The 26,834-nt window shown below is 59.8% G+C and carries 19 protein-coding genes and 4 tRNA genes; 14 read left to right on the plus strand and 9 right to left on the minus strand.

The features are described from left to right. The first annotated feature begins 508 nt into the window (after positions 1–508). Together KL786_RS14970 and KL786_RS14975 are read left to right on the plus strand one after the other, a co-directional pair. Positions 509–1,951: a mechanosensitive ion channel family protein gene (locus tag KL786_RS14970; protein WP_215518108.1), complete on the plus strand. Its 1,443-nt coding sequence runs from the start codon at positions 509–511 to the stop codon at positions 1,949–1,951. A 104-nt stretch (positions 1,952–2,055) separates the two neighbouring features. Next, on the plus strand, positions 2,056–2,493 hold the full coding sequence (locus KL786_RS14975) for a carboxymuconolactone decarboxylase family protein (RefSeq protein WP_215518109.1): 438 nt from the start codon (positions 2,056–2,058) through the stop codon (positions 2,491–2,493). On the opposite strand, the gene KL786_RS14980 is transcribed toward KL786_RS14975, so the two are convergent. Next, the gene (locus KL786_RS14980; RefSeq protein ID WP_215518110.1) at positions 2,494–4,656 is read right to left on the minus strand and encodes a TonB-dependent siderophore receptor; all 2,163 of its coding nucleotides are present in this window, start codon (positions 4,654–4,656) and stop codon (positions 2,494–2,496) included. Between the two features lie 266 nt (positions 4,657–4,922). On the opposite strand from KL786_RS14980, the gene KL786_RS14985 reads away from it, so the two are divergent. The 3 genes from KL786_RS14985 to KL786_RS14995 all read left to right on the plus strand — a co-directional run bounded on the left by KL786_RS14985 (position 4,923) and on the right by KL786_RS14995 (position 9,360). Continuing rightward, positions 4,923–6,401, plus strand: a complete 1,479-nt coding sequence (locus KL786_RS14985) for a DASS family sodium-coupled anion symporter (protein WP_065943647.1) — start codon at positions 4,923–4,925, stop codon at positions 6,399–6,401. A 149-nt stretch (positions 6,402–6,550) separates the two neighbouring features. After that, positions 6,551–8,212: an MFS transporter gene (locus tag KL786_RS14990; protein WP_215518111.1), complete on the plus strand. Its 1,662-nt coding sequence runs from the start codon at positions 6,551–6,553 to the stop codon at positions 8,210–8,212. Next, positions 8,209–9,360, plus strand: a complete 1,152-nt coding sequence (locus tag KL786_RS14995; RefSeq protein WP_215518112.1) for an HlyD family secretion protein — start codon at positions 8,209–8,211, stop codon at positions 9,358–9,360. The genes KL786_RS14990 and KL786_RS14995 overlap by 4 nt, the downstream gene beginning before the upstream one ends. Before the next feature lie 111 nt (positions 9,361–9,471). Here KL786_RS14995 and copD read toward each other — a convergent pair whose 3' ends face one another. Further along, complete coding sequence (gene copD / locus KL786_RS15000; protein ID WP_215518113.1) at positions 9,472–10,320, minus strand: copper homeostasis membrane protein CopD; 849 nt, start codon at positions 10,318–10,320, stop codon at positions 9,472–9,474. Between the two features lie 3 nt (positions 10,321–10,323). Then, positions 10,324–10,689, minus strand: coding sequence for a copper homeostasis periplasmic binding protein CopC (gene copC, locus KL786_RS15005; RefSeq protein WP_215518114.1), 366 nt, complete (start codon positions 10,687–10,689; stop codon positions 10,324–10,326). Positions 10,690–10,804: 115 nt separating this feature from the next. Between copC and KL786_RS15010 the strand changes: the two genes are divergently transcribed. Further along, positions 10,805–11,425, plus strand: coding sequence for a TetR/AcrR family transcriptional regulator (locus KL786_RS15010; RefSeq protein WP_029298440.1), 621 nt, complete (start codon positions 10,805–10,807; stop codon positions 11,423–11,425). Positions 11,426–11,536: 111 nt separating this feature from the next. Here KL786_RS15010 and preA read toward each other — a convergent pair whose 3' ends face one another. The 3 genes from preA to hydA form a co-directional block, all read right to left on the minus strand. Next, complete coding sequence (preA, locus tag KL786_RS15015; RefSeq protein ID WP_215518115.1) at positions 11,537–12,811, minus strand: NAD-dependent dihydropyrimidine dehydrogenase subunit PreA; 1,275 nt, start codon at positions 12,809–12,811, stop codon at positions 11,537–11,539. Beyond that, positions 12,812–14,179, minus strand: a complete 1,368-nt coding sequence (locus KL786_RS15020) for an NAD(P)-dependent oxidoreductase (RefSeq protein WP_215518116.1) — start codon at positions 14,177–14,179, stop codon at positions 12,812–12,814. Positions 14,180–14,326: 147 nt separating this feature from the next. Next, positions 14,327–15,766: a dihydropyrimidinase gene (gene hydA, locus KL786_RS15025; protein ID WP_215518117.1), complete on the minus strand. Its 1,440-nt coding sequence runs from the start codon at positions 15,764–15,766 to the stop codon at positions 14,327–14,329. Between the two features lie 599 nt (positions 15,767–16,365). Here hydA and KL786_RS15030 point away from each other — a divergent pair. Together KL786_RS15030 and KL786_RS15035 are read left to right on the plus strand one after the other, a co-directional pair. After that, positions 16,366–17,853, plus strand: coding sequence for an NCS1 family nucleobase:cation symporter-1 (locus KL786_RS15030; protein WP_032860287.1), 1,488 nt, complete (start codon positions 16,366–16,368; stop codon positions 17,851–17,853). 66 nt (positions 17,854–17,919) lie between these two features. After that, complete coding sequence (locus KL786_RS15035) at positions 17,920–19,200, plus strand: Zn-dependent hydrolase (protein WP_215518118.1); 1,281 nt, start codon at positions 17,920–17,922, stop codon at positions 19,198–19,200. A 36-nt stretch (positions 19,201–19,236) separates the two neighbouring features. Here the strand turns inward: KL786_RS15035 and KL786_RS15040 are convergent, their stop codons facing one another. Beyond that, positions 19,237–19,398: a hypothetical protein gene (locus KL786_RS15040; RefSeq protein WP_215518119.1), complete on the minus strand. Its 162-nt coding sequence runs from the start codon at positions 19,396–19,398 to the stop codon at positions 19,237–19,239. Positions 19,399–19,610: 212 nt separating this feature from the next. Here KL786_RS15040 and KL786_RS15045 point away from each other — a divergent pair, with 212 nt between their 5' ends. Continuing rightward, a complete protein-coding gene (locus tag KL786_RS15045) occupies positions 19,611–20,297 on the plus strand; it encodes a peptidase C39 family protein (RefSeq protein WP_215518175.1) in 687 nt (228 codons plus the stop codon). 48 nt (positions 20,298–20,345) lie between these two features. On the opposite strand, the gene pbpG is transcribed toward KL786_RS15045, so the two are convergent. Together pbpG and folD are read right to left on the minus strand one after the other, a co-directional pair. Next, positions 20,346–21,269 (minus strand): D-alanyl-D-alanine endopeptidase, encoded by a 924-nt coding sequence (gene pbpG, locus KL786_RS15050; RefSeq protein WP_215518120.1) that lies wholly within the window; start codon positions 21,267–21,269, stop codon positions 20,346–20,348. A 706-nt stretch (positions 21,270–21,975) separates the two neighbouring features. Then, entirely contained in the window at positions 21,976–22,830 is an 855-nt protein-coding gene (gene folD, locus KL786_RS15055) for a bifunctional methylenetetrahydrofolate dehydrogenase/methenyltetrahydrofolate cyclohydrolase FolD (protein ID WP_032860284.1), read from the minus strand. A 280-nt stretch (positions 22,831–23,110) separates the two neighbouring features. Between folD and KL786_RS15060 the strand changes: the two genes are divergently transcribed. The 5 genes from KL786_RS15060 (at position 23,111) to ltrA (ending at position 26,721) form a co-directional block, all read left to right on the plus strand. After that, positions 23,111–23,187: transfer RNA gene (locus tag KL786_RS15060), tRNA-Arg, on the plus strand. A 32-nt stretch (positions 23,188–23,219) separates the two neighbouring features. Next, positions 23,220–23,295, plus strand: a tRNA-His gene (locus tag KL786_RS15065). A gap of 61 nt (positions 23,296–23,356) precedes the next feature. Continuing rightward, a tRNA-Leu gene (locus tag KL786_RS15070) sits at positions 23,357–23,441 on the plus strand. Positions 23,442–23,517: 76 nt separating this feature from the next. Further along, positions 23,518–23,593: transfer RNA gene (locus KL786_RS15075), tRNA-His, on the plus strand. 1,424 nt (positions 23,594–25,017) lie between these two features. Continuing rightward, positions 25,018–26,721 (plus strand): group II intron reverse transcriptase/maturase, encoded by a 1,704-nt coding sequence (gene ltrA / locus KL786_RS15080; protein WP_060765696.1) that lies wholly within the window; start codon positions 25,018–25,020, stop codon positions 26,719–26,721. Positions 26,722–26,834 lie beyond the last annotated feature (113 nt).

Raw genomic sequence — 26,834 nt, forward strand, 5'->3', positions numbered from 1 at the left:
GCCTGACCCACCGCTATCGCAGCCTCGCCGGGGCTCGACAGCTCCCACATTTGATCCATGTCGCGGCCAAAATCCCGGACCTGCCACCAATCCCTGTGGGAGCTGTCGAGCTTTAGCGAGGCTGCGATGACGGCGGCACAGGCGCTAGAGATCTATTGCCTGATCCACCGCTATCGCAGCCTCGCCGGGGCTCGACAGCTCCCACATTTGATCCATGTCGCGGCCAAAATCCCGGACCTGCCACCAATCCCTGTGGGAGCTGTCGAGCTTTAGCGAGGCTGCGATGACGGCGGCACAGGCGCTAGAGATCTATTGCCTGACCCACCGCCATCGCAGCCTCGCCAGGGCTCGACAGCTCCCACACTTGATTTCTGTCGATGCCAAAACTCGGGCACACCGCCAATCCCCTGTATCTGGACCCACAGGGTTTGCGTTTCGTTTGTCAGGCCCTATACCCGCCAATCCCGTTTCGTGCGATCTTCACGGCATTCGCCCTGGAGTCGCCTGGATGCTGCCTTTTATCTCCGATCACCCGATGTTGTGCGCCCTGGCGCTGATCCTTATCGATATCGTCGTCTGGCGTCTGTTTTCTGCCAGCTCCGGCAATTGGAAACTGGTCGCCCGCCTGGTGATCTTTGCCACCTACAGCGCGGTGCTGTTCAACGACGGCATGAACCCGATGCAAATCGCGCCTTATGCCGACAACACCCCCTTGCACATGGCCGCCACCGCCTTGCAGATTGGTTGGTGGCTGTTTGCCGCCCGCACCCTGACGGTGTTGCTCGGTGCGTTGATGATGCAGCGGGTCGGCCACACCGGACGGTTGCTGCAAGACCTGATGGGCGCGGTGATTTTCCTGATCGCGATCATCGCCGCCATGGCTTACGTGCTGGACCTGCCGGTCAAGGGCGTGCTGGCGACTTCCGGCGCGGTGGCGATCATCGTCGGCCTGGCGCTGCAAAGTACTTTGAGCGATGTGTTCTCCGGGATCGTGCTCAACACCACCAAGCCCTATCAACTCGATGACTGGATTTCCATCGACGGCACCGAAGGCCGGGTCACCGACATCGACTGGCGCGCCACGCGCCTGCAAACCTCCCAGGGCAGCATGGCGGTAATCCCCAATTCGCTGGCGGCCAAGGCCAAGATCATCAACTTTTCGCGCCCGGCGGACATGTTCGGCCTGGCGGTGAGCCTGCAAGTCAGCCCGCATGCGCGCCCGCAAACGGTGCTCGAAGCCCTGGAGCGCGCCATGCAAGGTTGCCGGCAATTGCTGGCAAAACCTGCGCCGAGCGTGGCTTTCAAGACGTCCACTGGCGGTGGCGTGGAGTATGAAATCAGCGGCTTTGTGCCGGCCATGGGCCTCAAGCGCGAGGTGCGCAACCAGCTTTACGACCTGGCCTACCGGCATTTGCAGGCGGCTGGCGTGAGTTTGCTATCGAGCGCCGAAAGCCCGACCTCGCCGACCACGTCGCCAGCGCGGGCATTGCTGGAAAGCTCAAATATCTTCTCCACCCTGCGCCAGGAAGAGAAGGAAACCTTCAGTCAGAACATGACGGCGCAAACCTTCCGTGCAGGTGAAATGATCCTGCCGGCGGGGGAGGCCAGCGATCACCTGTTCATCATCGAGTCCGGGGTGGTTTCGGTGATGCTGGCCAAGGCCGGGCACGCGTTCGAAGCCGGGCGCATGGGGCCGGGGGAAGTGATCGGCGAAGCCGGGATCCTCGGTGAGCAGGGCGTACCGGCGGATTTTGTGGCCAAGACCTATTGCACCCTCTACCGCATCGAAAAGGAATACCTCAAGCCGTGCCTGGACGCGCGCCACGATATCAGTGAAGCCATGCAGAACCTCCTGGATTTCCGCCTGCACGCCGCCCAGCACCTGACCCAGGACGCGCCGATTGTGCCGGTGAAAAAGGGCTTCTTGCATTGGCTGCGCAACCGGGCCTGAACGGTCTGGCATTGGCTACCTGTTCTTCGCCCGGATTGGCTATTTGTCCGCCGCAGTGGGGTGATTAAGCTAGGCACCAATCCCCACTGTCCTGGAGTAACACCATGTCTGCCCGTATCGATTTCTACACCGCTTCCCCAGACGCGATGAAAGCCATGCTCGCCCTGGAAGCGGCCGTCGGCAAACTGTCCATCGAACTGCCCCTGCTGGAACTGGTGCGCCTGCGCGTGTCGCAGATCAACGGCTGCGCGTTCTGCCTGGATATGCACACCGCCGATGCACGCAAGGGCGGCGAGACTGAGCGTCGTCTGTACACCGTGTCGGCCTGGCGTGAAACGCCATTCTTCACCCCGCGCGAACGTGCCGCCCTGGCCTGGGCCGAAAGCCTGACCCTGATCAGCCAGACCCACGCTTCGGATGAAGATTATGCGTTGCTCAATGCCGAGTTCAGCCCGGCTGAGCAGGTGGACCTGAGCGTGGCCATCGCCGCCATCAACAGCTGGAACCGCCTGGCGGTGGGCTTTCGCAAGATGCCCAAGTAATCAGAAATTCACTGATGCACTCAAGCGCGCCGTCAACGGCGCGCCCTGGAACAAGTAGTCATCGCCCATATACTCGCCCGCGTCGCGCCAGTAGCGCTTGTCGAACAGGTTGTCGACGCTCAGGCGAAACACTGTTTCGTAGCCGTCGACCTTGGTGCTGTAGCGGCTGCCGACATTGACCACCGCATAATCCCCGACCTCCACATTGCCGGTGCGATTGGCGTTCTTGCTGGCGCTGTATTGCACGCCGCCGAGAACGGCCAGGCCGTTGACCCACGGCAGGGCATAGTCGGCGTACACGCTGGCGCGCAGCTTGGGCACGTTGATCGTCTGGTGATCTTCGTATTGTGGCGTACCGCTGCCGTTCACCCGCGCGCGAATGGCTGCCACGCTGGTAGCGATCTGCAGGCGCTCGGTGGCCCAGCCGTTGGCCGACAGTTCCAGGCCGGTGTTTTTCTGCTGGCCTTGCTGCACATAGGTGAAGTCACCGGCGCTATCGGGCTTGGCGTATTGATAAGCCTGGCGGGTCTGGAATACGGCGGCGGCGAAGCTGATGCGGCGCCAGTCGTATTTGACCCCGGCTTCGATTTGGCGCGAGACGGTCGGCGTGAGGATTTCCCCATCATTGCTCGCATACCACGGCGCCTCGCCGCCCAGGGACAGGCCTTTGCTGTAGCTGGTGTACAGCGAGAGATTGTCCATCGGTTTGTAGATCAGCGCAGCGTTGGGCAGGAACTCGTATTGCTGGGTATGGCGTTCCTGGACGCCAGTCTGATCGAAGGCTTTTTCATCCAGACGCACTTCGCGGGCGCCCAATACGGTTTGCCACTGCTCGTTGAAGCTGATGCGGTCGGTGACGAACAGCCCGTACTGGCGGCTGTCGAGACGTCGATGACTGTCGTTCAACGGCTTGTCGGTAGGCGTGAAGGCTGGTGGGTCCTGATCGATATTGGCGGTGCCGATGTATTCGTTGACCGACTTGCGCTTGTCGATCACCCGGCGAAAGGCGCTGGTGCCGAAGGTCAGCTCATGGCCTATCCCTGCGGTTGTGAACAGGCCGGTCATGGCCGCCTGGATTTCATCATTGCGCCGGGTGTCGTCGGGGCTGCGGTAGTCAGCGATGTCGTAGTTGCCTTCCGGGCTGAAGTAGTTCGGTACTTTGACGCCAGCGCAACTAGGGGAGCCGTAGCACCCCCAGGCAAACGAGCTGTAGTCATCAATCACCACCTTGCTACGCGCTGCGCTGATATTGCCTTTCCACTGGTCACTGAAGCGGTATTCGAACTTGCCGTTGAGGTTCAGCGAGTCGATGCCCACCTGCTTGGAACCACTCTGGTGGCCGAGCAGTTTTTTCGGTGATGCGTCATGGGGCACTTCGGTGCCGCCGAGCAACTGGTAACCGGGCACCGAGCGCTGTTGCTTGTCCTGGTATTCGGCATCCAGTTGCAGCACAGCGTCGGGGCTGATGTTCCAGTCGAACGCCAGGGACAGGAAATCGCGCTGGCCATTGGCGTGTTCGACATAGGAGTTGAGGTCTTCATGGGCGATGTTGGCGCGCAGGCCGAACTGCTGTTCGCTGCCAAACCAGCCGCCGACATCGGTGGCGATATAGCCGCTGCCGCGATCATCGGTGGACACGGTGACCGAGCGCACGTCTTCCGGGCGCTTGGTCACGTAGTTGATCACGCCGCTGGGCTCGGAGATCCCGCTTTGCAGGCCCGCCAGGCCCTTGAGCAATTCCACCCGTTGCTTGTTTTCCAGGGCCACGTTCTGCTCGCCGGTGATGGTGCGCCCGTTGATCTTATAGCTGCTGGCGGCATTCAGGGAAAACCCCCGCACCACGAAATTTTCGTAGTAGCCGATCGGCGCGTAGCTTTCACCCACCGAGGCGTCGTTGCGCAGCACTTCGCTGAGCAGGCGGGCTTGCTGGTCCTTGATCAGCGCGGCGTTGATCACGGTAATCGAAGCCGGGGTGTCGAGCAGCGGCGCGTCTTCGAAGCCGCCGACCGATGCGCTTTCACTGCGATAACCGGACTCATCCTGGCCTAGGATCTTCAGCGCCGGCAGTTCCAGCTCAGCCGCCAGGCTGTTGCCGATGCCGCCGCTGAGCAGCAGGCCGAGGGCCAAACGTGAGGTGACGACGGGACGAAAACGCAAAACCATGGGGCAAGGCCTTAAAGCGCGGGCGGGGGCGCATAAGCTAGGCATAAGTGCGCGCCTTTACAAGCACTCGCCTTGGCCGCGAACATCGTTAACGATAACGCAGTGCTAAAAAGTAACCCGAGGTGCCTGTGGGATTTTCGTCGGACCGCCGTCCGCAGATAAGCTCGCTCCTTGATTTATCGGCCGTGCCTTGATACCTGTCAAAACCCGCCGTGACGCTTTGCCTCATGCTGCACGCCTGATTGTCATGGCTCACGGAGTTCCCCATGAACGCCCCCGCAACACCCGCTGTTTCCTTCAAATTGCCCATGGGCCTGGTCATTGCCGTGCTGGTAATGGTCGGCGTCTTGCTGTTGCCGCTACCGGCTGATTTACCGGTAGCCGGCCACCGGATGCTGGCGATCCTCGCGTTTGCGGTGGTGGTGTGGATCACCGAAGCGGTGTCCTATGAAGCCAGTGCGATCATGATCACTTCGCTGATGGCCTTTCTGCTGGGCACCGCACCGTCATTGCAGGACCCGACGCACCTGATCGGTTCCAGCCCGGCCATCAGCATGGCGCTCACCGGCTTTGCCAACCCGGCCCTGGCCCTGGTGGCCGGTGCGTTGTTTATCGCCGCCGCCATGACTCACACCGGCCTGGACCGGCGCATTGCCCTGGTGACCCTGACTCGGGTCGGTACCAGCACCCGCGGGATTCTGCTGGGGGCGATTGCAGTGACTATCCTGCTCAGCCTGGTGGTGCCCAGCGCCACCGCGCGCAGCGCCTGTGTGGTGCCGATCATGATGGGGGTGATTGCCGCGTTTGGCGTGGATAAACGCTCCAATATCGCCGCCGGGATCATGATTGTCGTCGCCCAGGGCACCAGCATCTGGAACGTCGGGATCCAGACCGCCGCCGCGCAGAACCTGTTGACCGTGGGTTTTATGGACAAAATGCTCGGCCAGCGTGTGTCATGGATCGACTGGCTGATCGCCGGGGCGCCGTGGGCCGTGATCATGTCGGCGGTGCTGCTGTTTCTGGTGCTCAAGTTGCTGCCACCGGAAAGCAATAGCATCCCGGGCGGCAAGGAAGCCGTTGCGCAATCTTTGGCCGATATCGGCCCGATGACCGGCCCGCAGAAGCGCTTGCTGACGGTCTCGATCCTGCTGTTGCTGGCCTGGGCCACTGAAGGGCGCCTGCACAGCTTCGACACCACCTCCACCACGTATGCCGGCCTGGTGCTCCTGTTGATGCCGGGGATCGGGGTGATGACCTGGAAGGATGTGCAGTCGCGCATTCCATGGGGCACGGTGATTGTGTTCGGGGTGGGCATCAGCCTCGGTACGGCACTGCTGACCACCCAGGCCGGGCAATGGCTGGGCGCGCAGGTGGTGGGGCATACCGGCCTGGATCAACTGGGGCCGCTGGGGGTGTTTGCGATCCTTGGTGCGTTCCTGATCGTGATCCACCTGGGCTTTGCCAGCGCCACTGCGCTGACCTCGGCCTTGCTGCCGATCCTGATTGCCGTACTGCAAACCCTGCCGGGGGATTTCAGCCGGTTGGGCATGACCATGCTGCTGGGGTTTGTGGTCAGCTATGGCTTTATCCTGCCAATCAACGCGCCGCAGAACATGGTGTGCCTGGGCACCGGCACCTTTACCGCCCGCCAGTTTGCCAAGGTGGGCCTGCTGGTGACCTTGATCGGCTACCTGCTGATGCTGGTTTTTGCAGCCACCTACTGGAGCTGGTTGGGCTGGATCTGATGAGTTGACCCAATCCTCTGTGGGAGCAGGCAAGCCAGCTCCCACAAGAGCCAGGTGCCGCAAAGATGACAAGATGAACTTAGCTCAGGTCTACTACGCTCTGAGTCATGGTTTTACCGGCCTTGTGCGTCGGTCATCAAGGTCAGGCAATGGATAAATACACCCCGCACACCTGGCAACCCCACGAGCGCCCGAGCTTGCCGGGGTCGCCGTCGACACCCCATCACCCCACGCTCAAACGCTGGGCCTTTGCCCTGGTCGGCATACTGGTGGCGATCACCGGCGGCCTGGGTAATGCGCTGGTGATCGCCAACCTGCCGTATCTGCAAGGCGCATTGGGCGCGACCACCGCTGAAATGGCCTGGCTGCCTGCGGCCTATGTGATGACCAACGTGTCGATGAACCTGCTGCTGGTGAAGTTTCGCCAACAGTTCGGCTTGCGCGCGTTTACCGAAGTGTTCCTGGTGCTGTATGCGCTGGTGACCTTTGGCCACTTATTCGTCAACGACCTCAGCTCGGCGATTGCCGTGCGGGCCGCCCACGGCATGGTCGGTGCGGCGCTCAGTTCCCTGGGCTTGTACTACATGGTGCAGGCGTTCCCCGCGAAGTGGCGGCTCAAGGCCCTGGTGTTGGGCCTGGGCACGGCGCAACTGGCCTTGCCGCTGGCACGGCTGTTCTCCGAAGACCTGCTGCAAATTGCCGAATGGCGTGGCCTGTATCTGTTTGAATTGGGCATGGCACTGACCTGCCTGGGCTGCGTATTCATGCTCAAGTTGCCGCCGGGCGACCGTTTCAAGACCTTTGAAAAGCTCGACTTCCTGACCTTCGGCTTGCTCGCCTCGGGCGTGGCGTTGCTCTGCGCGGTGCTGTCACTGGGGCGTATCGACTGGTGGCTGGAAGCGCCGTGGATCGGGGTCGCCTCGGCCTGTTCGCTGGTGCTGATCATGGCCGGATTGGCCATCGAACATAACCGTGCCAACCCGTTGCTGATGACTCGTTGGCTGGGCGGCGGGGTGATGATTCGCCTGGCCCTGGCGGTGATCCTGATCCGTATGGTGCTGTCCGAACAGTCCACCGGCGCAGTGGGCTTCTTGCAGGCGCTGAACATGAGCAGCGAGCAGATGCGCACCTTGTACCTGGTGATGCTGCTGGGAGCGATCAGTGGCTTGGTGATCAGCGCCTTGACCATCAACCCGGCCCACTTGCTGATGCCGCTGGTGATTTCCCTGGCCCTGATGGCCGCAGGCTCCGTGATGGACAGCTTTTCCAGCAACCTGACCCGGCCGCAGAACATGTACTTGAGTCAGTTCCTGCTGGGGTTTGGCGGCACGTTTTTCCTCGGGCCGACCATGGTGCTGGGCATGCGCAATGTGCTGACCAACCCGCGCAACCTGGTGAGTTTTTCGGTGCTGTTCGGTATTTGCCAGAACCTTGGCGGGCTGCTGGGGGCAGCGTTGCTCGGCACGTTCCAGATCGTGCGTGAGAAGTTTCACTCCAGCATGATTGTCGAACACCTGACGCTGCTGGATCCGCGCGTGGCCGCCCGCGTGCAGAGCGGCGGCTCGGCCTATGGCTCGGTGATTGCCGACCCGGAACTGCGCAACCTGATGGGCATCCGCAGCCTGGCCACGGCGGCCACCCGCGAAGCCAATGTGATGGCCTATAACGACGTGTTCATGCTGATCGCGATCATCGCGATCCTGACCATGTTGTGGATCTTTACCCGCAGCCTGTGGCTAATGAGTACCACCCAGAAAGCTGCCGCCAGTGCAGCGCCTTCCGTTCAACCTAGCGGCGCACTTCCTTCATGACCGAACCTACGGCTACCACCACGACCACCAACGCCATTGCTTCCACCCCGGAAGGCACCACGCCACCCGGCGCCACGGTCACCGAACCGCGCTCGTTGGGTGTGCGCATCATCTCGTCCCTGGGCTTTGCCGCGATTGCTATCGTTGGCGTGTTGATCGTGTTGTACGCCTGGCAATTGCCACCGTTCAGCAGCGCGGTAGAAACCACGGAAAACGCCCTGGTGCGTGGCCAGGTGACGATCATCGGCCCGCAACTGAGCGGTTATGTGTTCGAAGTGCCGGTGCAGGACTTCCAGCACGTCAAGACCGGGGATTTGCTGGTGCGCCTCGACGACCGGATCTACAAGCAGCGCCTGGACCAGGCCCTGGCGCAACTGGCGGTGCAGCAGGCGTCCCTGGCCAACGTGGTGCAGCAGCGCAACAGCGCCGAGGCGACCATCAAGCTACGCCAGGCCGCCTTGGCCGACAGCCAGGCCCAGGCGCGCAAAAGCACCGCCGACTTGCGGCGCAATGAAGAGTTGATCAGCGACGGCTCGGTGTCGCGCCGTGAGTTGGATGTGACCCGCGCGGCCAACGCGCAGACGATTGCAGCCGTGGCCCAGGCCCAGGCCAGCCTGGAAATCGCTCGCCAGGATTTGCAGACGGTGATTGTCAATCGCGGCTCACTGGAAGCGGCTGTTGCCAGCGCTGATGCGGCCGTGGAGCTGGCGCGCATTGACCTGTCCAACACCCGCGTGCTGGCGCCACGGGATGGTCAATTGGGGCAGATCGGCGTGCGCCTGGGCGCCTACGTCAACTCCGGTGCGCAGTTGATGGCGCTGGTGCCAAACCAACTGTGGGTGATCGCCAATATGAAAGAAACCCAGATGGACAACGTACAGGTGGGCCAACCGGTGACGTTTACCGTCGATGCTCTGAACCACCGCAAGTTTCATGGCACGGTCCAGCGTATCTCGCCGGCCACGGGCGCCGAGTTCAGCCTGTTGCAGGCGGACAACGCCACCGGCAACTTCGTCAAGATCGCACAGCGGGTGCCGGTGCGGATTACGGTGGACCCGGATCAGGAACAGAGCGAGCGCCTGCGACCGGGGTTGTCGGTGGTGGTCAGTATCGACACGGTAGGCCGCCTGAAAAACAGCCCGCCCTGATATTCAACACACCCCTTGTAGGAGCGAGCTTGCTCGCGAAAAACTTAACGACAAAGCGTTTACCCAGGCAACCCGCGTTATTGTTGACGACTTTCGCGAGCAAGCTCGCTCCTACAGCATCGGGGGGAGGGTGCCCAGCAGGGACACTGCCGCCACCGCGGCCACGCCTAGCAACCATTCGAGCTTCACGCTGGCCTGCAATGGGCCCACTCGCTGCTGGCAATCCTTGATCCGCAGCCGGTTCAGCAACGCCAACCCCAACATCCCCGCGACCAGCATTACCTTGATCAACAGGATCAAGGCAAACCCACTGAACAGTGGGGTCGGCCAGAATTGTCCGGTGAGTACGCGGATATTGATCAGCCCGCTGATCAGCAGGCCGGCCACCAACACGTAACCGACACCGCTGAAGCGCCGAAGGATTGTCTCCAGCGGGTACAGCGCCGCGTGCCGCAGGATCAACACCAATAGCAACAAACCACCGAGCCAGGCACCGACGCAAAGCAGGTGCACGATCTGGTTGAGGATCAGCAATTGCCCGCTGAGGCCGCTGAGCATGGCGCCGTGCCCCACTGGGGCCAGGGTTGCCAGCAGCAGCGCGCTGAGGGGCAGGCGCAGCTGATTCCAGGGCGTCAACAGGCTCAGGACCAGCAACCCATTGAGCAGCAGGTGGATGCTCCACACCTGGCCGAAGAAGGTCCTGCCCAACACCAACTGCACCGTCGCCAGATCCAGCGTCGCCAGTTCACTGCCGGCCATGCTGGCACTGATCAACAGCAGCCAGCTCACGCCAGAGCCCAGGGCCAGCCAGGCCAGTAGCCTGGTGATGCGGGACAGTTGCCGGTCCAGGGCCGGCCTGGGGCTTGCGCCCAATAACCAGGGCCTGAAGGCACAGGCCCCGAACATCAGCAAAACCACCATAAAGTGCAGGAAACGACACAGCACCAGCAGGGTTGCCATGGGTTACTGGACGACCTTGAAGCTGTAGCTGCCTGCGCTCTTGTGGGTATCGACGGAGATCGCGTGCCACTCGACTTTATAGGTGCCAGCGGCCAGGGGTGCGGCTGGGGTCACAACCAGGGTTTTCTTGTCGGCGTCTGGGGTTTCCAGGCCTTTGACCGCGACTTCGGTGCCGTCCTTGCTCAGGGAAACCTTGGTGAACGTGGCTTCGACGCCTTCGGAGAACACCAGGCGCAGGTCGGCGGGCGCGGCGACGGTACTGTTGGCGGCCGGCGTGGCGCTTTTCAGGTGGGCGTGGGCCAGGGCTGCCTGGGCGCCGAGCAGAGAGGCCAGCAGGGCGGCGATTGTCAGGGTGTTTTTGATCAACATTGTGCAATCCCAATCAATGAACAGGACGGGCAGTGTACGAAGTTTCAGCTCAGGCTGTCGCCCCGATCTAGAGCGGATGGTAGTCTTCGGGACATGTCGTGGTCAGGGAGCCCCCATGGGCAATCACAAGATCGGTATTCGTCGGGTCAACGTCGAAAAGATTCTGCTGGCGGCAGAAAAGGTTTTCGCTGAAAAAGGCTATGGCAGCACCGCCATGGCTGACATCGCCGAACAGGCGCAACTGCCACGCTCCAACCTGCATTACTACTTCAGCACCAAGAGCGAGCTATACAGCGCGGTGTTGTTCGACCTGCTGGAGGTGTGGAAGCAGGATGCGTTGTGCTTCGAGATGTTCGATGATCCGCGCGTGGTGCTCAGCAGTTACATTCGGGCGAAGATGCAGCATTCGCGCAGCCGTCCCTATGGTTCGAAAGTCTGGGCCAACGAAATCATCCACGGCGCACCAACCCTTGGCGAAGCGCTGGACGCGAGCCTGTATGACTGGGCCAAGATGAAGGAAGCGAAAATCCGCCAGTGGGTGGAAGACAAACGCATCCTGGCGGTGGAACCGTCGAGCCTGCTGTACATGATCTGGGCTTCGACCCAGCACTATGCCGATTTTGACCATCAGGTGATGATCCTCAACGACCATCAGGCGCTGTCGGATATGCAATTCGAGCGGGCGGTGCAGACAGTGACCAGTGTGATTTTGCGGGGGATCGGCTTGGAGCCCTGAGCTTGTGATGAGGTTGAGGGCCTCATCGCAGGCAAGCCAGTTCCCACATTTGAATTGTGTGAACCCGATCAAATGTGGGAGCTGGCTTGCCTGCGATAGCAATTTAAAAAGCTACACAGCCTCCCGGTAGGGATTCCTCGGATCCTGGGTCCAGTTCAAAAACGGTTTGCCCGTGTCCATCGCCACCATCTCGATGCAGTCCGCCACCGGGCAGGTGATCTGGCACAGGTTGCAGCCCACGCACTCATCATCGATCACTTCATATTTATGCGTGCCATCGGCCTGTTTCAAACTGGCAATTGCCTGGTGCGAGGTGTCCTCGCAGGCAATATGGCAGCGTCCGCAACCGATGCATGCCGCCTGGTCGATCTTGGCGATGACCTGGTAGTTGATGTCCAGGTATTTCCAGTCTGTGGTGTTGCCCACCGCGCGCCCGGAAAAATCCTGCAAGCTGCTGTAGCCCTGGCTGTCCATCCATCGCGACAAGCCATCCTTCATTTCCTCGACAATCCTAAAACCATGCAGCATCGCCGCCGTACACACCTGCACGGCACCGCAACCCAGGGCAACGAATTCTGCCGCGTCGCGCCAGTTGCCGATGCCGCCAATCCCGCAGATCGGCAGGCCCTGTGTCTGGGGATCGCGGGCAATTTCAGCGACCATGTTCAAGGCGATTGGCTTGACTGCTGAACCACAGTAACCGCCATGGGTGCTCTGGGTGCCGACCACCGGCAGGGCGACCATGCGCTCCAGGTCGACACTGGTGATGGAGTTGATGGTGTTGATCAGCGACACCGCATCGGCGCCACCGCGATAGGCCGCCCGGGCCGCCACGCGGATATCGGTGATATTGGGCGTGAGCTTGACGATCACCGGCAGCGAGCAATAGGTCTTGCACCAGCGTGTGACCTGTTCCACATATTCCGGCACCTGGCCCACCGCCGCCCCCATGCCTCGTTCCGGCATGCCATGGGGGCAGCCGAAGTTCAGCTCGATACCATCGCAACCGGTGGCTTCCACCAGCGGCAGGATGTTTTTCCATGATTCTTCGACGCATGGCACCATCAGCGACACGATCAGGGCGCGGTCCGGCCAGTCCTTTTTCACCTGGGTGATTTCCCGCAGGTTGATCTCCAGGGAACGGTCGGTAATCAGCTCGATATTGTTGATGCCCAAGACTTCACGGTTGGCGCCAAAGTGCGCTGAATAACGGGACGAGACGTTGACCGCTGCCGGGTCCTCGCCGAGGGTTTTCCAGACCACGCCGCCCCAGCCGGCTTCAAAGGCACGGACCACGTTGTAGGCCTTGTCGGTGGGGGGCGCGGAGGCCAGCCAGAATGGATTGGGGGCTTTGATACCGGCGAACACAATCGATAGATCGGCCATTTACGCAGCCTCCACATTGAGCATGAGTTGAGTGTGCATGGCTTCGGCGGCCAGCTTGCCGTGTTGTACGGCCTGGACGGTGAGGTCCTGCCCGAGGCTGACGCAGTCGCCACCGGCATACACCCCGGGGATACTGGTTTGCAGTTGTGCATCGACAAAGATCCGTTCGCCCTGGCGTTGCAACTGCTGGGCCAGCGGGTCGTGCAGGGCGTGGTCGTCGAAGCCTTGGCCGATGGCCTTGAAGATCGCATCTGCCGCCAGTTCGAAGGTGTCGCCGGTGGCTTGCAGACGGCCGTTTTCCAGGCGTGTGCGAGCAAAACGCATGCCGCGCACCTGGCCTTGGTCATCGAGTAGCACAGCTTCGGGTTGGGCCCAGGTCAGCAGGCGTACCTGATTGGCCTTGGCGATGTCCTGTTCATGGCCGGTGGCGCCCATGTCGGCAAAGCCACGGCGGTACACCAGGTTGACATCGCGCGCGCCCAGGCGGGCCATTTGCACGGCCATGTCGATGGCGGTGTTGCCGGCACCGAGCACGATGCAGCGGTCGGCCAGGGGCAGTTGGCTGAGGTCGTCGGCCTGGCGCAGTTCGCGGATGTAGTCGGTGGCGGCGAGCAGGCCGGGCGCATCCTCGTGGGGCAGGCCCAGGTGCTTGCTGGCGGCCAGGCCGAGGCCGAGGAAGACCGCGTCGAAGTGCTGGTGCAGGTCGCTCAGGCTCAGGTTATCGCCCAGGCGCTGGCCGTGGCGGATTTCGATACCGCCGATTTGAAGCAGGAAATCCAGCTCCTTCTGGGCGAAGTCATCCACCAGTTTGTATTTGGCGATCCCGTATTCATTGAGGCCACCGGCCTTTTCCCGGGCTTCGAAAATCACCACGTCATGCCCATGCAAGGCGCTGCGATGGGCGCAGGACAAGCCCGCAGGCCCGGCACCGACCACGGCGATGCGCTTGCCGGTCGACGCGGCGCGCTGGAACGGGTGTTGATCAAAGTGCGCGTTGTCGATGGCGTAGCGCTGCAACAGGCCAATCAGCACCGGGGCGCATTCTTCGCTGTTGTTGCGCACACAGGCCTGCTGGCAGAGGATCTCGGTCGGGCAGACCCTGGCACAACTGCCGCCGAGGATGTTGGCCGAGAGAATCTTCTGCGCCGCGCCCTGCACGTTGTCGGTATGGATATTGCGGATGAACGATGGGATATCGATTTCGCTGGGGCACGCGTTGACGCAGGGTGCGTCGTAGCAATACAGGCAGCGCGAGGCTTCCAGGTGGGCTTGCCGGGCATTGAGGGGCGGCGCCAGGTCGGTGAAGTGGCTGGCGAGGGTCGCCCCGTCTTCGTCGGGGTGGGGGAGGTGGTTCAGGGTCTGGATCACGGTAATGGCCTCACGGTTTTTTTGCCTCTGACGGGCATTGGTTTTTTTGTGGTTTGCACTGGCCTCATCGCGGGCAAGCCCGCTCCCACATTTGAACTGTGTGAACCCGATCAAGTGTGGGAGCTGGCTTGCCTGCGATCGGCGATGTCAGCGTTTCACCGCGGCTGGCTTGGAACGCTCCGCGCGCTTGCGCAACTGCTCGAACACCGTCGGATACGCCGGCCGCTCGACATAGCGCCCGGCACCGCGCTCGGCGCGCAAATCGCCGTCGACCCACACCAGCTTGCCCTGGCTGATGGTGTGGCTGGGCACGCCGCGTACGGTCTTGCCTTCGAAGATGTTGAAGTCCACCTGCTGATGGTGGGTCTTGGCCGAGATGGTCCGTGTGCCCTGGGGATCCCACAACACCAGGTCGGCATCGGCACCGACTCGGATCGCGCCCTTGCGTGGGTAGAGGTTGAAGATCTTCGCGGTGTTGGTGGAGGTCAGTGCAACGAACTCCTGCATCGACAGGCGCCCGGTGTTGACCCCTTCGTCCCACAGCAACGCCATGCGGTCTTCGATGCCGGCGGTGCCATTGGGGATCTTGCTGAAGTCGTCACGCCCGGCAGCCTTTTGTTCGGCGCAGAAGCAGCAGTGATCGGTGGCGGTGGTGTGCAGGTTGCCTGATTGCAGTCCACGCCACAGGGCCTCTTGATGCCCGCGCGGGCGGAAGGGCGGGCTCATCACGTAGCCTGCGGCGGTTTGCCAGTCGGGGTGTTGGTAGACGCTGTCGTCCAGCAACAGGTGCCCGGCCAGGACTTCGCCATAGACTGCCTGGCCCTTGGCACGGGCGTAGGTGATTTCGTCGAGGGCTTCCTGGGTCGAAACGTGTACCAGGTACAGCGGCGTGCCGATGGTTTCGGCAATGCGAATCGCGCGGCTGGCGGCTTCACCTTCCACTTGCGAGGGGCGGGACAGTGGATGGGCCTCAGGCCCGGTGATGCCCTGGGCCAACAGCTTGCGTTGCAGGTGATACACCAACTCGCCGTTCTCTGCGTGCACGGTGGGCACCGCGCCCAGTTCCAGGCAGCGTTCGAAGCTGGCGACCAGGGTGTCGTCAGCGGCCATGATCGCGTTCTTGTAGGCCATGAAGTGCTTGAAGCTGTTGATGCCGTGATGGGTCACCAGCTCGGCCATTTCCTCGCGGACCTGTTCGCTCCACCAGGTAATCGCCACATGAAACCCGTAGTCGGCCGCCGACTTCTCGGCCCAGCCGCGCCACTGGTGGAAGGCCTCCATCAACGACTGCTGCGGATTGGGAATCACGAAGTCGATGATCGATGTGGTTCCGCCTGCCAGGCCCGCTGCCGTGCCGCTGAAAAAGTCTTCACTGGCCACGGTACCCATGAAGGGCAGTTGCATATGGGTATGGGGATCGATACCGCCGGGCATCAGGTATTGGCCACTGCCATCGAGTATCTCGGTGCCAGCAGGAATATTCAGATCAGTGCCAATGGCGCGGATTAGACCGTCTGTGCACAAGACATCGGCTTTATAACTTTCATCATGGGTAACAACGGTGGCGCCACGGATCAACAGAGACATGCCGAGTTCCTCAGAGGCTTGACCGGCTTATGCCAGTTCTAAGTGTTGTAGTGCTGCACACTGTGCAAGGTTTATTCTTGTCAGTGGTGACAGGAATAGAAACTAGCCCGAGTTTTTCGAATGATCAAGATTATTTTTTATAAGCATATATATTTATTAACTTATTGATATATAAGGATAAAAACGTAAATTCACCAAAATGTAGCGCCCTCTCACCATTTTGACGCACTTGACAGGTTCGTAATATGAGCAACATTTCCTATTGCAAATCAGACGCTTGAGAGTTGCCTCTTGACGGCAGGCAGCAATAAAAATAATTGTGTTGCACCAGATTGAGTCCTGATGGTTCGGACAACTTCTGCGTTATTTGGCCTGAGTAACGTTGCAAGTGGCGTGGGACTTTTCGGTTAAGACAATAAAGCTGATAAACATCAGCAAGTTATATAAGCGGTACGGATGGGGCGATGGCTTGCGGCACGGTAATTGAGTGCGCTGCCGGTTGGCCGGGTCCGTGATGTCATGTTCATGCGGGACTACGGCCATCCAGCGTTGAGCGCCGGATGAGCAACAATAATTTTAAAAAAAACCGTGGAGCGGCCATGCAACAGAACAGATCGCAAGTCATAGAACGCGACGGCCTGTATGAACTCGACGCCGGCAGCGACGTCCTCGACAGCCCCCGTTACAACCACGACATGGCACCGACCAAGGTGCACGAACGAACCTGGAACAAGTGGCACATCACGGCATTGTGGGTCGGTATGTCGATCTGCGTGCCGACCTACACTTTGGGCGGCGTGCTCACCGCGTACTTCGGCTTGTCAGTGGGCGAGGCGCTGGTGGCAATCCTGCTGGCCAATATCGTGGTGCTGGTGCCCCTGACGCTTAATGCCTTTCCCGGCACCAAATATGGCATTCCGTTCCCGGTGCTGCTGCGCTCATCCTTTGGCATTCTCGGTTCCAATGTGCCGTGCCTGATCCGCGCGCTGGTGGCCTGTGGCTGGTTCGGCATCCAGACGATGTTCGGCGGGCTGGCGATCCACTTGTTCCTCGGCTCGATCTTCGAGGGCTGGAAGAGCCTGGGCGGCACCGGCGAGGTGATCGGCTTCATGATCTTCTGGGTGTTGAACCTGTGGGTGGTGCTGCGCGGCGCCGAGTCGATCAAATGGCTGGAAACCCTGTCGGCACCGCTGCTGGTGGCGGTGGGTATCGGCTTGCTGGTGTGGGCGTTGCCCAATGTGTCGATCAGCGAATTGATGGCCATCCCACCCAAGCGTCCCGAAGGCGCGAGCCTGACGGGTTACTTTATGGCCGGGCTGACCGCGATGGTCGGTTTCTGGGCCACCCTGTCCCTGAATATTCCCGACTTCAGTCGTTATGCCAAAAGCCAGAAGGACCAGATCCTGGGGCAGATTTTCGGCCTGCCGCTGACCATGTTCCTGTTCGCCGCATTGGGCGTGATCATGACGGCGGCCTCGGTGAAACTGGTGGGCGTCAGCGTCTCCGACCCGGTGACCCTGATCGGACATATCCAGAGCCCGGTGTGGGTAGCGGTAGCGATGGCGTTGATCATCATTGCCACACTGTCGACCAACACCGCGGCGAATATTGTCTCGCCCACCAATGATTTCCAGAACATCGCGCCCAAGTTGATCAATCGCACCACCGCGGTGGTGCTCACCGGTCTGGTGGGGTTGGCGCTGATGGCGCATGAACTGCTGAAAAAGCTCGGCCTGATCGTTTCCGATGTCAGCCTGGAAACGGTCTATTCCAACTGGCTGCTCGGCTATTCGAGCCTGTTGGGGCCGATTGCCGGGATCATGGTGGTGGACTATTTCCTGATTCGCCGCCAGCGACTGGATCTGGCAGGTTTGTATCGCGATGACGTGTATCCGGCGTGGAATGTCGCGGGGTTCATCGCCTTTGGCGTCCCGGTGCTGCTGACCCTGTTGTCGCTGGGCAGCGATGCGTTCAGTTGGTTCTACAGCTACGGCTGGTTCACCGGGTCGGCGCTGGGAGGGTTGTTGTATTACGGCCTGTGCAGCAAGCGCAAAACAAACCCTGTCGCCGCGAAGACAACCCTGTAGTCGAGGTGAAATGCAATCAACTGTGGGCCGCGTCAATCATAAGAAATATTACCTGAGGAGATCACCATGAACGCTGCCATCGACGTTCTGCAATCCACCCATCAGCACATCAACCGTGACCGCCTGTGGCAGTCGTTGATGGACCTCGCCAGGCTTGGCGCCACGCCCAAGGGCGGCGTGTGTCGCCTGGCCCTGACCGATCTCGATCGCCAGGCTCGCGATCTGTTTGTGCAGTGGTGCGAGGCGGCGGGCTGCACGGTGACCATCGATGGCGTGGGCAATATCTTTGCCCGTCGCGCGGGGCGCAATCCGGCATTGCCACCGGTGATGACCGGCAGTCATATCGACACCCAGCCAACGGGCGGCAAGTTCGATGGCTGCTTCGGGGTACTGGCGGGCGTGGAGGTGTTGCGCACGCTCAATGACCTGAAGATCGAAACCGAAGCGCCGCTGGAAGTGGTGGTGTGGACCAACGAAGAAGGCTCGCGCTTCCCTCCCTGCATGATGGGCTCCGGGGTGTTCGCCGAAAAATTCAGCCTTGAAGACACTCTGGCCAAAACCGACGCCGAGGGCATCACGGTGGGTGATGCGCTGAACGCGATTGGCTACGCGGGCTCCCGGCCAGTCAGCGGGCACAAGGTTGGGGCTTACTTCGAAGCCCATATCGAGCAGGGCCCGATCCTGGAAGATGAACGCAAAACCATCGGCGTGGTGCTGGGGGCGCTCGGTCAGAAATGGTTCGACCTGACTCTGCGCGGTGTCGAGGCGCATGCCGGTCCGACGCCGATGCACCTGCGCAAGGACGCCCTGGTCGGTGCGTCGGCAGTGGTTGGCGCAGTTAACGCTGCCGCACTCGGCCATCAACCCCATGCCTGTGGCACGGTGGGGTGCCTGCAAGCCTATCCCGGCTCGCGCAATGTGATCCCTGGCGAAGTACGCATGACTCTGGACTTCCGTCACCTGGAACCGGAACGCCTGGATTCGATGATTGCCCAGGTGCGCAAGGTGATCGACGACACTTGCGCCAAGCACGGCCTGAGCTTCGAGATGGTGCCTACTGCTGACTTCCCGCCGCTGTATTTCGACAAGGGGTGTGTCGATGCCGTGCGTGAGGCGGCCAATGGCCTGGGCCTGTCGAACATGGATATTGTCAGTGGCGCCGGGCACGACGCGATCTTCGTCGCTGAGTTGGGGCCGGCCGGGATGATATTCGTGCCATGTGAAGGCGGGATCAGTCATAACGAAATCGAAAACGCCGCACCCGATGACCTGGCGGCGGGGTGCGCGGTGTTGCTGCGGGCGATGGTGGCGGCTTCGGCTGCGGTGGCCCGCAAGCAGGTGGCGTAGATCTGCAGGAGCCGGCTTGCCGGCTCCTGGATTCGGTCAGGCGTGATGCGCGACTGGCTTGTGGGTCTTGGCGCGTGCCTCGGCCTTGGGCTGTGGATGATGGTGCCGGCGGGTCACGCGCAACACGCCCCACAGCATGGCGCCGGCGACGGCCAGCCAGCCAAGCACCAACAGGAAAATCGTGGTTGTCAGGCTCATGAGTGCCTCCTTTTGCCCTGTGCAGGGCACACACTGTCTTTGCAATGGACAGTCTAGCTGCCTCCCGGTTGCGCGCTATTGACCAATGGTCGTGTGCGTCCAACTTGTTTGCTCTATCCCGGGCTTTTTACTGCTGCCCAAGGCTATACCCGCGCCCAAGAGCGTCCTATGATCAACGCCCCAGCCCGCAGATGATCAAGAGAGTGAAGAAGTTGCGTTTACGGTCGAACCTCAAAGCCTCCTTGCTCGTGGCTGCCTGCGTCCTTGGCTTGGCCGCGTGTGCCGGGCATCCCACACCTTCAAAAATCAAGGGCCTGCCCGAACGTGTAGAGCTCAACGGCGTGCCGGCGTTTCGTGGCGACACGTACCAGGGCGGTCCGGCTGCCCTGGCCAGCATGCTGTCGCAACAAGGCATTGTGATTACACCGGGCTTGCTGGATAAGCCATTGCATCTACCCGGTGGGGAAGTCGACCTTGAGCGCAACATGCAAGTGCTGGCGCGCGAATACGGGATGTTGGTGTATCCGCTGGATACCAGGCTGACGGCGCTGTTGGCGCAGGTGGCGGCGGGGTATCCGGTGATGGTGCGGATTACCGAAGGCTCGACACTCTGGGCCGAGCCGCGTTATGCGGTGCTGGTGGGCTTTAACCAGCAAAACAGTACGGTGTTGTTGCGCGTGGCGAGGGATCGGCGACGCCCGGTGGCGTTCAGCGACTTCGAGTCCGCCTGGAAAAGCGCCGGGCAGTGGGCGGTGCTGGTGCAGCGTCCGAGCCAGTTGCCGGTCAACCTGGATACGGCGAGGTGGCAGCAGGCCGCCAACGCCACCGCCCAGGCCGGTCAAGAGCAGGCGGCGGCCCAGGCGCTTAAGGTGATGACCGAAAGGCCAAGGCAGCCATAACGCAAACGGCGCCCGAGAGCGCCGTTTTTTGTGCCTGTCAGCCGTGCATCAGTGCGATTGGGCGACCCCGGTCTGGCGGCCCTTGAGGTTCTTGTCGGCCTTGTATTGCAGGGCCACATCCGGCACCGAGCCGCTCTTGCCCGTTTCAATCCACTTGCGAATACGGCTGGCATCGGCAAAGTGCGTGAATTTGCCGAAGGCATCGAGGATTACCAGCGACACTGGGCGGTTGCCCATGCTCGTCACCAGCACCAGGCAGTGACCGGCCTGGTTGGTGAAACCGGTCTTGGTCAGCTTGATATCCCAGTTGGCGCGGTTGACCAAGTGATCGGTGTTGGAAAAACCCAGGGTGTAACTGGGCTTGCGGAACGACACGGTCTTTTCCTTGGTGGTGCTCAATTGCGTGAGCAGCGGATATTTGTGCGCGGCCTGCACCAGTTTGCTCAAGTCGCGGGCGGTGGACACATTATGGATCGACAGACCGGTGGGCTCGACATAGCGGGTGCTGGTCATGCCCAGGGCCTTGGCCTTGGCGTTCATTGCGGCAATAAACGCCGCATAGCCGCCCGGATAATGGTGGGCCAGGCTGGCCGCTGCGCGGTTTTCCGAGGACATCAGGGTAATCAGCAGCATTTCCTTGCGCGGCATTTCGCTGTTGAGCTTGACTCGCGAGAACACGCCTTTCATTTCCGGGGTGTCGCTGATGTTGATGGAGATGTACTCATCCATATTCTGCTTGGCATCCAGCACCACCATGCCGGTCATCAGCTTGGTGACGGAGGCGATCGGTACGACCACGTCGGGGTTGCTGGAATAGATGACTTTGTTGGTTTGCAAGTCCACCAGCATCGCGCTGCCTGAGGCTATGTGCAGTTGCGAGGTGTCCCGTGGGGCCTGGGTGGTTTCACTGGCGTTGGCGACAGTGCCTGCGAATGCGAAGAACAGGCTGATGAGAGAAAGATGAATTTTCACGCGGATGAACTCGCTAAAAGGTAGAAAAATACCGGATGCAGCCGGTTTATGAAAAATGACGTTACATATTATTAGTATGGATCACAAACTGATAGAGAGCCTTTAAATAAAGGCTGTAAGCCGATGATTGGTTAGGGTTGTAGCGCAAGCGCGTTGGCGATAAGGCTCCGTAAAAGCGGTCCTGGGTGTGTAGGACTGATACAAAAACCTCAGAGCCTTTGATATGGGCTTTTTGTTAACGTTGAATCGAGGAGGCGTTGTTGAAAACAGGGACGTAGATGAACGGCAAAACGATCCGATGGGCGACCAATTTATTACTGTGTGTGGGCACAGGCTTCATGGTGACGGGTACTACAACGTTGTTGATCGCTGGAGCCGCTGATGCCAATACGCTGAGAGTCAGTGCGACAATGGCGATTGTCAGTTTTTTTGTAATCGTCGTGTCGTACGTGGTGGCAATACTTGAGGAGGATGTATGGCATTAACCATCATAGGGTTATGGAGTTTGGGGATTGCGCTCCTTATAGGTGTGGCCTTTAAGCGCGCAGGCATCATTTTCAGGAAACCGCGGCGTGCTGTTCCTGCTGACACGGCGCAAGTCAAATCTCTCGGGCAGGAATAAAAAAATCCGCTGCCAGATATCTGACAGCGGATTTTTCAGGAAGCCCGGCGTGACCTAACAGCATTGCGTCAAGGCGGGGCCCTTTTAGCTGTGCAGCGTTTCGGCTGCGTACAGCGTGTTTTCCAGCAGGCATGCACGAGTCATCGGGCCAACACCACCAGGTACTGGGGTGATCCATCCGGCGCGGGGCAGGGCGGTTTCGTACACCACGTCGCCCACCAGCTTGCCGTCATCCTGACGGTTGATGCCCACGTCGATCACGATGGCGCCTTCCTTGATCCACTCGCCCTTGACCAGGCCTGGCTTGCCGGCGGCGACCACGACCAGGTCGGCGCGGCCAACGTGGCCTGCCAGGTCCTTGGTGAAGCGGTGGGTAACGGTCACGGTGCAGCCGGCCAGCAGCAACTCCATGGCCATCGGGCGACCTACAATGTTGGACGCGCCAACCACCACTGCATCCAGGCCGTACAGGTCGACGCCGGTGCTTTCCAGCAGGGTCATGATGCCCTTCGGTGTGCAGGGGCGCAGCAGGGGAATGCGCTGGGCCAGGCGACCGACGTTATAAGGGTGGAAGCCGTCCACGTCTTTGTCGGGGCGGATGCGCTCCAGCAGCAGGGAGGCGTCCAGGTGCTCTGGCAGCGGCAATTGCAGCAGGATGCCGTCGATGTTCGGGTCGTCGTTGAGACCGTCGATCAGGTCGGTGAGGGCCTGTTGGGTGGTGTCGGAAGGCAAGTCGTAGGCCTTGGAAATAAAGCCGACCTCTTCACAGTCTTTACGCTTGTGCGAGACATAAACCTGGGAGGCAGGATCGCTGCCGACCAGGATCACCGCGAGCCCCGGCGTGCGCAGGCCAAGCTGGCGACGCTCGGTGACACGTTTGGCGATCTGCTGGCGCAGGCTGGCGGCGATTGATTTGCCGTCGATAAGTTGTGCAGTCATTACGCGTGATTAACCATCGAGAGGGGGAGGAAAAGTGCGCGCATTCTCGCACGCCAGGACGTGAGGGCAAAGGCGCTTGGTCTGCAAATTCCCCTAACCCCTTAAATAAAATGAATTTTTTTCAAAAAAGATTTGACGGCCCCCGGGGGCGTCTATACTATTCGTCGCACTTGTCGGGCACAGCCTAGCACTGGTTAAGAAGGTCGAGCGCAATAGTCGTTTTATTGTGTAAGGCTGGAAGCATTTAGTTTGTAGTCCTCCAAGAGTACAGATTAATCAGGCGCCCGTAGCTCAGCTGGATAGAGCATCCGCCTTCTAAGCGGATGGTCGCAGGTTCGAGTCCTGCCGGGTGCGCCATTAGGCAGCTTTGGCACAAGTAGCGCAAGATGGTGGGCGTAGCTCAGTTGGTAGAGCACGGGATTGTGACTCCCGTTGTCGAGGGTTCGATCCCCTTCGTCCACCCCATATTTGAAAAGGCGCCAGATTTAACGGTCTGGCGCCTTTGTTTTAAAAAAAGCTTCAAGCCGCGGATGTGGTGGAATTGGTAGACACACTGGATTTAGGTTCCAGCGCCGCGAGGCGTAAGAGTTCGAGTCTCTTCATCCGCACCAAATAAAGCGTCACCCCTGCATTGGCTGGGTTGGTGCTCAGCAGAGAAGGCAGTTGGCTTCTTTGTCACGCAATATGGTGGGCGTAGCTCAGTTGGTAGAGCACGGGATTGTGACTCCCGTTGTCGAGGGTTCGATCCCCTTCGTCCACCCCATATTCCGAAAGGCGCCAGATTTAACAGTCTGGCGCCTTTTTTGTTTTAGCGGTTTGCGTATTCGGCGACTGCAGGTTTTGGGTCGCAGGGGTGGGGCGTTTCGTCGTATTTTTGTTTCTCGATGATGCCGTTCTGCCCGTCGGCCTTGTGTGCAAGGTCGGCAGCCGGGGAGATGGTTGGCAGCTTCTTCTATATATAGAAGGGTTGGCACAGAGCCCTGGCGTGATTGGCTGTATTTGTCACTGGGGCGAAGAGCATTCGTGCATTCGTACCTGTAAAATGCCTGCTGTTTTTTAACCCGTTTTCAGTAGGGTGACTTCTTGAGTTTGACCCACTAGAATGCATGCCCTTGGTGCGACACGCGTGGCGTGTCTCCTAAACTTCGAGGTGTAGAGTCATCTTGAAGGGTTTTCGAAAGAGAGCCGAGAGCTTGGGTGCCCAATCCCAAGAAACAAAACCCTCCCAGAAGTCCAATGCCTTCAAGGACTTGCCGCAGCGGCGGTGGCAAACTCAAGGTCGATTAGCGCTCGGTGGCTCGACCGCAGTACTGGATTTCCGGTATTGGAGTGCCTACTACACATCAGCCCTATTCAGGGCTAAACCCATGCGGGAGAGAATCCCCGCTGGGGTTCCCTCCTGCTTTTGAAACAGGAGGTAACAATTCTTTGAGCATGCTGCCTCGGCAGTCCCTGTTCACATCAAACCGGAGACATGAGCGAAAGCTCTGTCTGTCATTGTCCAACCATTGCCTGTTTGGAGTGGCAGCGGACTCGTTGTGCGACCAACGATAGCCTAGGAAGACATGCGTCACTGGTAACGGTGGGGTGTGAAGCTCTTCCAACAATGTAGCCCCCGTATGGGTGCGTCTTCGCCGTGAGGCGGAGCGCAGATGCTCGGAGCAGTACCGGGTTGAGGCGCTAGGCTGGCTGGTATGGGTAACACAAGTGAACTGCTAATAAACGTCGTCAGCATTACGGTGCCTAATCTGCTGATAGGCATTAACCAAAAAGGTGATGCGACCGGTTGTTCTGGTCAAGGGTCGGAACACGTCGTCACATAAGGTCGCCGGCGAATAGGCAGACTCTAACCCAGTCGTGTGACAGGCAGGGAACGTGGTAAGCCCGTATGGCTGCCTTCGGGCAGGTGAACCGCAAGGTGATCCGTTGGCTGTGCGGGTATGGGATCGCAGAGAAAGCGAAAGCCGGGCTGTAATGGCCCGGATAGGGGCTGGAACATCGCTCCACGGGAAACCGGGCAGACTTCTGCGTGGTCTTTCGTCGCATGAACTCTGAGTGAACCTGTCTCAATAAACCTAGAGATCCAGCTGTAACGGATCTTCTATTAATCCAACCCTGGCGGGAGCGTCCATTCCCGTCAGGGGATGTGTGCGTCTTTCGCTTGGGGCAACTTGAGAGGAAGGCAGCATGTTAGAACATAGCCAATTGGCCGTGTCTGCGCCTTCCGGCGCTCCGCAACAATGGCATGACATCGATTGGTGGCGTGTTCAGCGGAATGTCCGGGCGATGCAGATACGGATTGCGAAGGCTTGTCGGGAAGGCAACTGGCGCAGGGTGAAAGCCTTGCAGCGGATGCTGACCCGCTCACGCTCGGCCAGATACTTGGCCGTACGGCGAGTCACTGAAAACCAGGGTAAGCGCACGGCGGGAGTCGACCGCGTGCTCTGGGATACACCCGATGCCAAATGGAAGGCGGCAAATGGGTTGAAGCGCCACGGTTATAAACCACGGCCTTTACGGCGTGTGTTTATTCCGAAGTCAAATGGAAAGGAGCGCCCTCTGGGCATTCCGACCATGACGGACAGGGCAATGCAGGCGTTGTATTTGCTTGCTCTGGCACCCATTGCAGAAACCACCGGCGATCCAAACAGCTACGGCTTTAGGATCGAGCGATCTACGGCGGATGCAATGGGGCAGTTGTTCGTATGCCTATCCAAGAAGGTTTCGGCCCAATGGGTTTTGGAGGCGGACATCAAAGGCTGCTTTGACCATATCAATCATGACTGGCTTATCACCAGCGTCCCAACGGATAAGGTGGTTCTCCGAAAATGGTTGAAAGCTGGCGTGATTCATAAAGGCCAGCTACAGGCAACGGATGCCGGTACGCCACAGGGCGGGATTGTCTCGCCCAGCTTGGCGAATCTGGTGCTGGATGGGCTGGAGTCACAACTTAAGCAACATCTGGGTGTGACCAAGGCCAAGAAGCTGAAAATCAATGTGGTGCGTTATGCGGATGACTTTGTGATAACCGGAACCTCGCGAGAGGTGCTGGAAACTGAAGTCAGACCTTGGGTAGAGCAGTTCCTAGCAGTGCGGGGGCTGCAGTTGTCACTCGAGAAGACGCGTGTCGTCCATATAAAGGAAGGCTTTGACTTTCTAGGTTGGAATTTCCGCAAGTACGATGGGAAGCTTCTGATCAAGCCAAGCAAGAAAAACGTGAAAGCGTTCTATAGCAAGGTAAGGGAGATCATCAGTACCAGCAAAACGGTAAGGCAGGAGGATCTGATCCGACAGCTGAATCCGATACTGCGTGGCTGGGCGTTCTATCACCAGCCTGTGGTAGCCAAGAAAGCGTATAGCCGCATGGATTACATGATCTTTCTGGCTCTATGGCGTTGGGCAAAACGGCGACACCCTAAGAAAACACTCCAGTGGATCGGAGCGAAATACTTTAAACCCATGAAGGGGCGCAAAGGGGTGTTTGCTACCGCGACGATGAATGACAAGGGAGAGATGCGAACGATCGAGTTGTACTCGCTAGCGAGCACTCCGATCGAACGACACAAGAAGGTGAGTGGGGAGTACAACCCCTTCGATCCTTCTATGGAGGAAATGGGTGAGAAAAGGCGTATGGAACAGATGCTCAAAAGGCTGGCGTACCGTAAGCAAATCTTGAGCCTTTTCCAGAGTCAGAAAGGATTGTGTCCAATATGTAAGTTACCGATTACGAAGGAGACGGGGTGGCATGATCACCACATTCTGTACCGCACAAAAGGCGGTGGAGACTCCCTAAATAACCGGGTACTATTGCACCCCCTTTGTCACCAGCGGCTACACGCTCGCGGATTGACAGTGAACAAACCGGCTCCCCTTACCGGGGGTTTTGATTAGGCCCGAGCCGTATGCGGGGAAACTCGCACGTACGGTTCTTAGGGGGAGGTGGGCCAGTAATGGCCCATCTCTACCCGACATTCTTGGGTCGGAAACGGCCGGCTAACGTCTGT

It is taken from the genome of Pseudomonas sp. TAE6080 (assembly GCF_018732265.1).
Classification (GTDB): Bacteria; Pseudomonadota; Gammaproteobacteria; order Pseudomonadales; family Pseudomonadaceae; genus Aquipseudomonas; species Aquipseudomonas brenneri.